We start from the raw sequence: 9,781 nt of genomic DNA, 5'->3' as shown, positions 1-9,781 counted from the left end.
GAAGTAAAATCAGAGGAACCAGAAGAAAGTGAAGTTAAAGAAGAAAAAGTAGAGTCAGAAGTAAAACTAGAAGAACCAGAAGAAAGTGAAGTTAAAGAAGAAAAAGTAGAGTCAGAAGTAAAACTAGAGGAACCAGAAGAAAGTGAAGTTAAAGAAGAAAAAGTAGAGTCAGAAGTAAAACTAGAAGAACCAGAAGAAAGTGAAGTTAAAGAAGAAAAAGCAGAGGCAGAGGTAAAATCAATTAAACCTAACAAAAGAACTGTTAAAGATGAAATAATAGATGTAGAAGTTGATTCTGATAATTAATAAGAATTTAAATTAGATTAAATTAAATATTATTAGAAAGGCTTGAATACAAAAGTAGGATATTTTTTTAAAAAAATTTGTCTTTTAATTAAAAATAAAAAGTCTTTATTTTTAATGTTTTAATTTGAATTATAAGAAGGTTTTTATGAATCTAAAGCTACTTCTATTGCTGCTATTAAGTTTTCGTCAAATGGTTTAACACCTGGCTTGAATCTTGCAATTACTTTACTATCTTTCCCTATCAGAAACTTCTCGAAATTCCATTCAACATCTCCTTCAGGTTCAACTTTGTTAAGGGTTGTGTATGGTTCTGTGGTGTTGCCTTTGGCATGAACTTTTTCATAGATTTCAAACTTAACTCCATATTTTGTTGTGCAAAAATCTTTTATTTCTGAAAGAGAGTCGGGTTCTTGTTTCCCAAAATCATTACAAGGGAATGCAAGTATTCTTAACCCTTTGCTTGAATATAGATCATGTAGCTTTTGAAGATCCTCATACTGAGCAGTATTTCCGCAATAACTAGCTACATTAACAACTAAAATTACTTCCCCTGAATATTCACCTAGTTTTATGGATGATCCGTCTGCGGAATGAACAGTAGTATTTTGTACGTCAACTTGCATGTCTAAAAAAAATCACCCTTTGAAGATAGCATTGTATAGACTTTATTGTGTTTAATTTATATAGTTGTTTTGCTTATTTCTTTCATAAGTTTTAATTTTTCATCTATTTAACCATTTATAATTAATATTATTACACAGTTAAAATTTGGACCCTTTAGACCCACTTACTGAAATTATTAATTCCGGTCAAGGTTTTTCACCTTCAATTGCTTTAGAAAGAATTATTTGGGCAATGATTGGAATCTTTTTTTTAGGAGCAATTTTAAGATCAATAACTAGTAGCATGCGAAGTCAAAATTGGTCTGGTAGAAATTTTTTGTTTAGTTATTCTAAAGATAAAAAAAATTCAGATGATACATCTTCACAACCTTCTGGTGATGAGAAATAAGTTTTATATATATGAAAGAATCAATTTTTTCTAAAAAGAGAATTTTATTACTTGGTAGTGGCGAGCTTGGAAAAGAATTAGTAATAGAATCCAAAAGATTAGGATTAGAAGTTATTGCAATTGATCGATATGAAAAAGCTCCTGCAATGCAAGTTGCTGATTATTCAAGAGTAATTAATATGGGAGATAAAAATATTTTAAAAAATGTTATAAAAGAATTTAAGCCTGACTATGTTGTCCCAGAAATAGAGGCACTTTCAATTGAAGCCCTAAAAGAACTCGAGGATGAAGGATTCAATATTGTTCCCAACGCCAGAACTGTAGAAATTACAATGAATAGAGATAAAATTAGAGACTTAGCTTCTAAAGATTTAAAAATTAAGACTGCAAAGTTTGATTATATTTTTGAATTTGATGATTTAGAAAAAAAAGCAGATGAAATTGGATTCCCACTTTTAATTAAGCCTTTAATGAGCTCTTCAGGAAAAGGGCAGAGCTTGGTTGAAACAAAAAATGATTTACAAAATGCTTGGAAACAGGCACAAGCAAATTCAAGAGGAAAGGTTAAAGGTGTAATTATTGAAGAATTTATTAATTTTGATTTTGAGTTTACTCTTTTAACTGTAAGAAAAGAAAATGGTGAAAATATTTTTTGTTTACCAATTGGACATCTTCAATCTAATGGGGACTATCAATGTAGTTGGCAACCTTTAGAGATAAAGGAGTCCTTAATTATTGAAGCTAAGAGAATGACAAGTAGAGTATTAAATAACCTTAATGGAGCTGGATTATACGGAGTAGAATTTTTTATAAAAGGAAGTGAGGTTATATTTTCAGAATTATCTCCAAGACCACACGACACTGGTATGGTTACATTAGTTAGTCAAAATATTAATGAATTTGAATTACATTTAAGGGCTTTTTTAAATTTACCAATACCGCGTATAGATCTAATCGAGCCATCTGCAACCAGAGTTATACTCTCTAACCAAGAGTATCTAAATCCTATTTATGAGGGTCTTAATGAAGCATTAGAATTTGAAAAGACCAAAGTGCTCATATTTGGCAAACCAGTTTCCAGAAAGGGCAGAAGAATGGGTGTTGTGCTCTCATCAAATTCTGACATTAATTTGGCTAGAAAAAATGCAGATGAAGCTGCTCTTAAAATAAATGTCAGTACTACATAAATATTAAATAAAAATAACGAAAAAAATACTTATTTCCTTTGTTTTTGTTAAGTATGTCTCTGTGTATTATTTGAGTATGTTCTCTCTTTCTCAATGATAGAAAATTATAAAGGTTGGGATATAACTTTAAATTGGGATAATAAAGATTATCTAGAGAGGGATACTGCTAAAAATAATTTTTTTAATCAAAAGGAAAAATGGATTGGTGTTCACTTAAATGGTGAAAAAATTTATGGTTCTTCTCTGAAAGAAATTAGGCATATTATTGATTATCCTAGCTTGCATGCAAAGTAGGTTAAAAGATTTTTTTAATTATCCTGATTATTTTCATTATCTTCAATTAGTTCATTAGCAAGTTTTCTTAAATCTCCCTTAATAGAGACCCATGAAAAGGCGATTATAAAAATTGAAGCAGATATTGCAACAGTGATTTTTTCGATAGGGGACATTCCAAGTGCAATAGCAAACATTTCAAACCAAATACTAATTTTTTATTATATTGAATTTTTTTAAATAGTTAGAATCTTTTTTTTTTTTTTGAAATGATATTTAATTAATCAAAATATAGTAAATGAAATTTAAAATACGTAATTTATTCGTTGTTTCTGATTTCAATTTTATTCAGTAAGATTAAATTATGGAAAAAAAAAAGTGCCCCCAATGTAAAAATTTAATTTTAAAAACTTCCCCAACATGTTTATATTGTGGTAGACCTAATAAATTTATAACTAAGGAATACGTAAATAAAAAGTGGAATAAAGATAATAAAAATGTATTGGATTATATTTTTATTAATAAGTTTATTGTATTTATTTTATTATTAATATTTACAATCGTTATTATAAAATTTAGTTAAATATCATCACAAAATTACTCTATTATTGCATCTAAAACTTCTTTAGTATTTTTTGATAGTTTATTCTTTTTAATCTGCTTTATTGTCTCTATCATATTACTTTTGTAAGGTTCTGAATAATAATTATATCTACTAAATACTTTCACAAATCGGGAAATTACTATTGGATTTAATTTATCAAATTCTATTATCTTTTTTGCAATATATTTATAACCAGAACCATTAATTGCATGAAAAGTACTATTTCTTGTTACGAATGTATTTAATATAGCTCTTAAAGTGTTTGGTGATTTTGAATCAAATAACTTATTTTTAAATAATTTTTCGATACCGCTAGTTTTATCATAAGTTTCTATAGCTGCATTGAATGAAAACCAACTATCCAAAACGACACTATTATTTTTCCATTTATTGAGGAATATATTTGAAATAATTTTTCTTTCAGGACAATTAACTCTACTGAAGGAATTCATTGCAGCTTTTGCTAGCGTCATCGAATTACTATCGACATAATTAATTATTTTGCCTTTAATTTCCTTATCATCACTGCGTAAGAGTAGTTTCCAAATAGTTTCGATTAGTTTTCTTTCATTTTTACCTTCTGGCCAAACTTTATCTAGTTTTTTCTCTATTTCTTGAAGCTTAAAATGTAATTCTTCTTTTAATTTGGTGCCGAATAAATGATTTAATTCGTCAATAGTTTTATATATCTTTAAAGGGTCTATATTTTCCATCTCCGATTCAATTTCAGCAAATGTCGGAATACTTAGTAATTCTGATAAAAGGTATAAATTAATATCTTTATTGTTTATAAATGATATTAAGCTGCTTATTAATTTATTTTCAATTTTATGATCTGGTTTTTCATCTAATCTGCATAAAATAATTTTTTTATAAAATACTTTTACAGTATTAGATAGTGTAAAAAAATCTTTTTCATATTTTAATATTAAAAATTTTTCATCCAAGGTAGTGTCTGATTCCCATTCAACAGGTGAAGAGAATTCGCGAAAATAAGTTACTAAAGGAATTTGGATGTGAGATCTTACATTCCTAAAAATGAATTCTTGTTTTTTTGTTTTTAAAACAACTGTTTTTTCTATCGTTTTATTATCACTGCAAAATATAGCCAGATTTATAGGAATTATTAGAGGTAAATCATTATATGGGTTCTTCTTTATTGGATTACTTTGTGAGGCTTCAATTGTAAGTTTTTCGCCTGTTTGATCCCAGATTCTCTTAAATTTAATTTTTGGGGTCCCATTTTGCTTGTACCATATTTTAAACTTTTCAGGATCGATTTCCTTATTGTGCTCTAAAATTTTATCGACAAATTGTTCTATTGTTGCTGCTTTTCCATCATATGTTGAGATGTAATTATTAAAACCTTTATAGAAATTTTCATCTTTTACAAGCTTATTAAGCATTCTAATTATTTCTGCTCCTTTCTCGTAAATCGTTGTCGTATAGAAATTGTCTATTTCTTGATATTTTTCAGGCATTACGGGATGTGATGTTGGACCAGAATCCTCTCTAAATTGATTTCTTCTAAGAAATTCCGCATCATCAAGTCTCTTGATTTCACGATTATGAACGTCTGCAGTGAATTGTTGATCTCTGAATACTGTTAAACCCTCTTTTAGAGATAGTTGAAACCAATCCCTGCAAGTCACTCTATTACCCGTCCAATTATGGAAGTATTCATGGGCGATCACACCCTCTATTCTTTCTAATTCTTCATCAGTGGTTGTTTCAGAATTAGCGAGTATTAGTTTTGAGTTGAAAATATTGAGACTTTTATTTTCCATTGCTCCCATATTAAAGTGCCTGACTGCAACAATATTGAACAATGACAAATCGTATTCAAGGTTATATTTGTCCTCGTCCCACTTCATAGATTTCTGTAAGGAACTTATTGCATGTTGAACATATTTTTCATCGCCAAACTCAACATAAATATTTATTTTTACCTTTTTATTCGATTTTGTTATGAAATTGTCTTTTACACAATTAAGTTTCCCCGCTACCAATGCGAATAGATATGAGGGTTTAGGATATGGGTCTTCCCAAATTATTTCATGTCGATTATTTGCAAGATTTTTTTCTTTTACGACGTTACCATTTGAAAGTAAGACAGGGTAATCATTTTTGTCTGCCTCAATTCTCACGGTGTATTTGCTTAGAATATCAGGCCTATCAGAGTGAAAACTTATTCTTCTAAATCCCTCCGCCTCACATTGCGTAGTTATAATTCCGTTGCTCTCATACATTCCTAAAAGGGATGTATTTTCCTTCGGTTTAATTATTCCTTCTATTTTTAATAAAAAATTATCTTTGTTTATATTTTTAATTTTTAATTTATTTTTTTGCTGTTTGTAGGATTCCTTTCCCAGTAGTGATTCATCTATAAATATTTTTTTTATTAATATATCCGTACCATCAAGAATTAGATTTCTTGTATTCTTATTTTTTTTTACCAATTTTAGTTTGGTGGTAACATTTACAGCATTTTTCTTAATTATGAAGTCCAAAAAGATTTCTGGAATTTCATAATCAAAAACTTTGTAATCTTCAAGTTTTACATATCTTGAAATATTATTTTGGTTTTTTGGATTGTTCATCTTTACAAAGAAGTTCAGAATTTAAAAAATCTAGAATACTTATTTTGAAATTATAAGCTTGGCTTATTATCTTCTGTTTCACAAAAATGTGTTTTAATCTCCCCAGAAGGTAGTAGTTCGTATAAAGAAGGATTATTAATATCAGGCGATCCGTCCTTATTAAATTGATACCTCCAGTCCCATTTTTTATCTGTAAAAGAAATATAATCTTTTCTTAGAGAATATGGAAGCATAAGATTCTTTTTATTCCAATTAATATTTATAAATGCTCCAGGCTTTAACTCAGATATTTTTTCTACTATGGAAAAGTCACCATTAATATTATTTCTCATCACAAGATTAAGCTTTGAATTTTCACACATATAGTTACTATTTAAAGCTAATAAAAGTATTGAGGTAATAAAAAATGAATGAATTTTTTGAGCTCCTTTTAAAGTAGATTTACTTTCAAGCTAAATGACTTAATTAAAGATCTTTTTAGATCGATTTTAAATCATAATAGATTGCATACTCTTTAGATCTACAAGATTACAATTTAATGTCTCTTCGTAATCCTGAACTGAAATTAAATTATTTAAAAAACCTGAATATTTTGCATCTCCGCCTATGGTGCTTGAAAGTATATATTTTGGACTGAATTTGTTAATCAATTTAGGGATTACATCAGCACCTTTTACAAAAGGACCAACTAGGGGTAATTCTAAATTTTTTGTAGGAGTAATGACTGCATCAAGACTTTGCTTCTTTAAATTTTCATCAAGATATCCATGGGGTTCTACATAAAAACCATTTTGTTGATCGTCTTTAACAATATATCCGTTTTCTATTTGCGGCACTGGAGCCCCAGCAGTCGCTTCAAAACTTAAATTAAAAAGATTTGTCTTTTCAGTTGGCTTAAGCATTTTAATTGAACTAAAACCAATTTTTTTTAATGTTTCAACAGCACTTTTAGGGCAAATTATAGGAATATCCTTTTTGAACATTTCTAATGTTGGAACATGACAGTGGTCAGGTAATCCTTGAGTTAACAAAACAATGTCTATTTTTTTATCTATTGAAATTTCTTCTTCTAATGATCCTTTAAAAAACCACTCACCTGGAGGAAATATTAAATCTCCCTTGAGCCAAGGATCAATAATTAAATTGGTTTGTTTAAATTTTATAAACCAACCATTTGAACCAAGGTAGGTCGCTTCAAAAGTCATTATAAATTTATTGTTTATTAGACTATAAGGTAATTTTGGCTTTATCGAGAAATTACTAATTTAGATTAGTTTGCTTCATTTAAGATTTGAAATGACTTTCTTTTTAGATTAAATATTAAAACTTGATTATCCTTATAACTAATCTCAAAGTTTTCTTTTTCTAGCATTTGTATTGGTATTAGAGCTAATCCTCCTGTTCCTGAAAATATGATTGGCATGGTGCTTTTTTTAGTCCCATTCATTTTTTGTAAGTCAATAGCTTGAGAAACAATTTTTCTGGCTTTATCAAATCCGTAGTCTTCTATTAATTCAGGCCATAAAAAGTTATTTAATTTATATTTCGAAAACTCAATTTGTAATGTTTTCATTAAAAAAGTAATAGATATAAGTGATTAATTACAATATTTACTTAATTACTATTTTTAAACCTATCCATGACTAGTTGCAACATATCAACTACATCACCATCGGTTAAATTTAAATCTTTCTTTAAATCATTGCAAGTTAAATTCATTTCAAGTGCCGCTTCAGCCATATGATTAACTTTTTGGTTATCACCGCCCAATGAAATAAAGGGATTGAAGTTTTCTATCATTTAATACTTTTTGATACCACCTAGTTCTAGCTAAGAAATAATTAATTATCATTTATTGATACAGAAGCTTATAAATATGTTATTTAATATTTAGAAAGTTTTAATTTTTAAAGTAAGGATATTGAGATACCTTTTGATATTAATGCAAATCTTCTTGCTCTGACTAGTAAAGGAAATATCAAATTTGTTCGTTTATTTGATTTAAAAACTCTAGAAAGTAATAAAAGTAAACTACTTGAAGGATTATTTATCTGTTTGCAAATAGTATTGATTGCATCTGCCCCATGAAAGATCTCTTCATTTTTCAGGAGGATAGCTCCTTTATCTAGATCATAGCCTTTATCTAGGAAGGATTTAATTAGAGTTAAATTTTTACGACCATCAATAATTTTAATATTATTTAACTTGCTTTTGATCTCAAGGAGCTCAGCAAAATGATTGCAGAATGGGCATTCTCCATCATAAATAAAGGTATAGTTGGAAGTCATTAGAAAAAACAGTTTTGATGGTCTTAAAGTGCGCCAACAAAATAGTAGTGCCTCGATAATAAAACAAATAATAAAAATATTGTGGATTTTTTGTAAAGGGATAGTTAAGTGATTCTAATAATTACGAAGAAATGTCTCAATATAGGTATATTTTTCATAAAAATCTGTATGCTAACTCGAAGATATTATGTTTTAAAATCATGAATTTATTAGCTTCTTTTGCTTTAGGTGGTTTCAATCCATGGGCAGCAGGCTTTGGAATTGGTTCTTTAGTCCTTTTTGGTCTTGTTGGTCTTGTGGCGGGTCCAAACCTAAAGAATTTTGACCCTGATGCATAAATCATCATATTTAATACAGATTTTTAAAGACTCATTTGAGTCTTTTTTTATGCGGTTTTTAAAATTTATTTTTAGAATAAATTAAAATTAAATTCCTCCAAAGAAATGTTGTTAAACCCTTTTTATCCATTTACTTTTTTGAAGATCTCTTCCCTAAAAGCTACTATTGTTTTTCTATCAATACTTTTAATTAAATCTAATTTGCTTAGATTAAAAGGGGGATTAGTAGGAGGTATTTTTGCCTTGATACTTATATCTGGGATTTTTGCCTCTAGTACCATAGCTTTAGGATCTTTAGTTTATGCCTATCGATTAAAGAAGAATTCAAATTCTGATGATAATCAAATGCAGGATTTAGAAACTGTTAGTGTTTAAGATATCTTGTGAATCAAATTAAGTTGGATAAATTAAAATGGAGTTCCAGGTACAAAATGCAATACTAAAAATCCAAAACCGGCAGCAAAAACTATAGATACTGCAATGATTAGAAGGCCCGATGCCATTCCCCCTTCGTTAAAGGCCATTTAGTTAGTTATTTTTAAAATAATAATAGAACATATTTGTTCCCAGGTAATAGTTCTTATAACTTATGTATCATCCAAATTTGTTATTAATGGTGAATAAAAGTAAAAAGATGGAAGTTATTGAGATGATAAAACCAAATATTATTAATGGCTTAGATTTGCCGTTTTCTTCTTTCTTAAGCTTATTTTTTGAAGAAGGAAAATTTTTATTATTTTTTTTATAAATTAGATTGGAAAAAGGTTTAATCACGATAAATTTTAGATTTAAGCTAATTACCCTAAAGTTTTAAACAAATCTTTATGGTAATCAACAACATTTTGACAACTTATTACAGGTGTAAATTCCATGTGAATGCCAAATTTGGCTCTCCATGGAGCAAAATGCTCGAAAATTTCTTTATCACTCTCTGCCTTACATAAACAAACTACTCTACCCTCCCCTGGAGCATGAACTCTAAATAACATTTCAAATTTATCTGTTTTATCTGATTTCGCAATTTCACCGTTTTCCCAAGCTTCTACAAATAATTGATAAGCTTTCACTTGATTCTCAATATCTGGAAATTGGCAGTCAGCTAGAAATAATTGCATTGGAGTATTCTTAAAATTACACTTATTATCCCTCAAATACTTATTTATTAATGTGACTG

General features: G+C 28.4%; 14 protein-coding genes and 1 pseudogene. 6 read left to right on the top strand and 9 right to left on the bottom strand.

The features are described 5' to 3' along the window. A pseudogene (locus EU98_RS0109055) lies at nt 1–306 on the top strand (hypothetical protein); the annotation flags it as partial. A gap of 143 nt (nt 307–449) precedes the next feature. On the opposite strand, the gene EU98_RS03090 reads toward EU98_RS0109055, so the two are convergent. After that, nucleotides 450–929 carry a glutathione peroxidase gene (locus EU98_RS03090; RefSeq protein WP_032516015.1) on the bottom strand — a complete coding sequence of 160 codons (480 nt, stop codon included), beginning with the start codon at nt 927–929 and terminating at the stop codon, nt 450–452. A gap of 145 nt (nt 930–1,074) precedes the next feature. Here EU98_RS03090 and EU98_RS03095 point away from each other — a divergent pair, with 145 nt between their 5' ends. From EU98_RS03095 to EU98_RS03105, 3 genes are all read left to right on the top strand, one after another. After that, nucleotides 1,075–1,317 (top strand): hypothetical protein, encoded by a 243-nt coding sequence (locus tag EU98_RS03095; protein WP_032516014.1) that lies wholly within the window; start codon nt 1,075–1,077, stop codon nt 1,315–1,317. A gap of 11 nt (nt 1,318–1,328) precedes the next feature. Next, complete coding sequence (purT, locus tag EU98_RS03100) at nt 1,329–2,504, top strand: formate-dependent phosphoribosylglycinamide formyltransferase (RefSeq protein ID WP_032516013.1); 1,176 nt, start codon at nt 1,329–1,331, stop codon at nt 2,502–2,504. A gap of 93 nt (nt 2,505–2,597) precedes the next feature. After that, nucleotides 2,598–2,798 (top strand): hypothetical protein, encoded by a 201-nt coding sequence (locus tag EU98_RS03105; protein ID WP_032516012.1) that lies wholly within the window; start codon nt 2,598–2,600, stop codon nt 2,796–2,798. Nucleotides 2,799–2,812: 14 nt separating this feature from the next. Here the strand turns inward: EU98_RS03105 and EU98_RS03110 are convergent, their stop codons facing one another. From EU98_RS03110 to EU98_RS03135, 7 genes are all read right to left on the bottom strand, one after another. Beyond that, nucleotides 2,813–2,974 (bottom strand): hypothetical protein, encoded by a 162-nt coding sequence (locus EU98_RS03110; protein WP_032516011.1) that lies wholly within the window; start codon nt 2,972–2,974, stop codon nt 2,813–2,815. 400 nt (nt 2,975–3,374) lie between these two features. Continuing rightward, nucleotides 3,375–5,981, bottom strand: a complete 2,607-nt coding sequence (gene pepN / locus EU98_RS03115) for an aminopeptidase N (RefSeq protein WP_032516009.1) — start codon at nt 5,979–5,981, stop codon at nt 3,375–3,377. A gap of 50 nt (nt 5,982–6,031) precedes the next feature. Next, on the bottom strand, nt 6,032–6,343 hold the full coding sequence (locus EU98_RS03120) for a hypothetical protein (protein WP_241466397.1): 312 nt from the start codon (nt 6,341–6,343) through the stop codon (nt 6,032–6,034). A 126-nt stretch (nt 6,344–6,469) separates the two neighbouring features. Further along, complete coding sequence (locus tag EU98_RS03125; protein WP_032516008.1) at nt 6,470–7,186, bottom strand: MBL fold metallo-hydrolase; 717 nt, start codon at nt 7,184–7,186, stop codon at nt 6,470–6,472. A gap of 65 nt (nt 7,187–7,251) precedes the next feature. Then, nucleotides 7,252–7,554: a hypothetical protein gene (locus EU98_RS03130; protein WP_032516007.1), complete on the bottom strand. Its 303-nt coding sequence runs from the start codon at nt 7,552–7,554 to the stop codon at nt 7,252–7,254. 41 nt (nt 7,555–7,595) lie between these two features. Continuing rightward, a complete protein-coding gene (locus tag EU98_RS0109045) occupies nt 7,596–7,781 on the bottom strand; it encodes a hypothetical protein (protein WP_011818521.1) in 186 nt (61 codons plus the stop codon). Between the two features lie 107 nt (nt 7,782–7,888). Further along, complete coding sequence (locus EU98_RS03135; protein ID WP_032516006.1) at nt 7,889–8,269, bottom strand: DCC1-like thiol-disulfide oxidoreductase family protein; 381 nt, start codon at nt 8,267–8,269, stop codon at nt 7,889–7,891. A 200-nt stretch (nt 8,270–8,469) separates the two neighbouring features. Here EU98_RS03135 and EU98_RS0109040 point away from each other — a divergent pair, with 200 nt between their 5' ends. Together EU98_RS0109040 and EU98_RS0109035 are read left to right on the top strand one after the other, a co-directional pair. Then, the gene (locus EU98_RS0109040; protein WP_002806597.1) at nt 8,470–8,607 is read left to right on the top strand and encodes a hypothetical protein; all 138 of its coding nucleotides are present in this window, start codon (nt 8,470–8,472) and stop codon (nt 8,605–8,607) included. A gap of 105 nt (nt 8,608–8,712) precedes the next feature. After that, nucleotides 8,713–8,982, top strand: coding sequence for a hypothetical protein (locus EU98_RS0109035; protein WP_032516005.1), 270 nt, complete (start codon nt 8,713–8,715; stop codon nt 8,980–8,982). A gap of 422 nt (nt 8,983–9,404) precedes the next feature. Here the strand turns inward: EU98_RS0109035 and EU98_RS03140 are convergent, their stop codons facing one another. After that, nucleotides 9,405–9,722, bottom strand: a complete 318-nt coding sequence (locus tag EU98_RS03140; protein WP_025923271.1) for a DUF3303 domain-containing protein — start codon at nt 9,720–9,722, stop codon at nt 9,405–9,407. Nucleotides 9,723–9,781 lie beyond the last annotated feature (59 nt).

Source organism: Prochlorococcus marinus str. MIT 9314, from assembly GCF_000760035.1.
GTDB lineage: Bacteria > Cyanobacteriota > Cyanobacteriia > PCC-6307 > Cyanobiaceae > Prochlorococcus_A > Prochlorococcus_A marinus_B.
Note: the sequence above shows the minus strand (reverse complement) of the source record. Positions and strands in the feature narration are given on the sequence as shown.

What these genes read in the sequence shown, in the direction of transcription:
- EU98_RS03135 (WP_032516006.1), bottom strand. Translation starts at nt 8,269, where the DNA reads ATGACTTCCAACTATACCTTTATTTATGATGGAGAATGCCCATTCTGC.
- EU98_RS03120 (WP_241466397.1), bottom strand. Translation starts at nt 6,343, where the DNA reads ATGTGTGAAAATTCAAAGCTTAATCTTGTGATGAGAAATAATATTAAT.
- EU98_RS03105 (WP_032516012.1), top strand. Translation starts at nt 2,598, where the DNA reads ATGATAGAAAATTATAAAGGTTGGGATATAACTTTAAATTGGGATAAT.
- EU98_RS0109040 (WP_002806597.1), top strand. Translation starts at nt 8,470, where the DNA reads ATGAATTTATTAGCTTCTTTTGCTTTAGGTGGTTTCAATCCATGGGCA.
- pepN (WP_032516009.1), bottom strand. Translation starts at nt 5,981, where the DNA reads ATGAACAATCCAAAAAACCAAAATAATATTTCAAGATATGTAAAACTT.
- EU98_RS03110 (WP_032516011.1), bottom strand. Translation starts at nt 2,974, where the DNA reads ATGTTTGCTATTGCACTTGGAATGTCCCCTATCGAAAAAATCACTGTT.
- EU98_RS03125 (WP_032516008.1), bottom strand. Translation starts at nt 7,186, where the DNA reads ATGACTTTTGAAGCGACCTACCTTGGTTCAAATGGTTGGTTTATAAAA.
- purT (WP_032516013.1), top strand. Translation starts at nt 1,329, where the DNA reads ATGAAAGAATCAATTTTTTCTAAAAAGAGAATTTTATTACTTGGTAGT.
- EU98_RS03130 (WP_032516007.1), bottom strand. Translation starts at nt 7,554, where the DNA reads ATGAAAACATTACAAATTGAGTTTTCGAAATATAAATTAAATAACTTT.
- EU98_RS03140 (WP_025923271.1), bottom strand. Translation starts at nt 9,722, where the DNA reads ATGCAATTATTTCTAGCTGACTGCCAATTTCCAGATATTGAGAATCAA.
- EU98_RS0109035 (WP_032516005.1), top strand. Translation starts at nt 8,713, where the DNA reads ATGTTGTTAAACCCTTTTTATCCATTTACTTTTTTGAAGATCTCTTCC.
- EU98_RS0109045 (WP_011818521.1), bottom strand. Translation starts at nt 7,781, where the DNA reads ATGATAGAAAACTTCAATCCCTTTATTTCATTGGGCGGTGATAACCAA.
- EU98_RS03090 (WP_032516015.1), bottom strand. Translation starts at nt 929, where the DNA reads ATGCAAGTTGACGTACAAAATACTACTGTTCATTCCGCAGACGGATCA.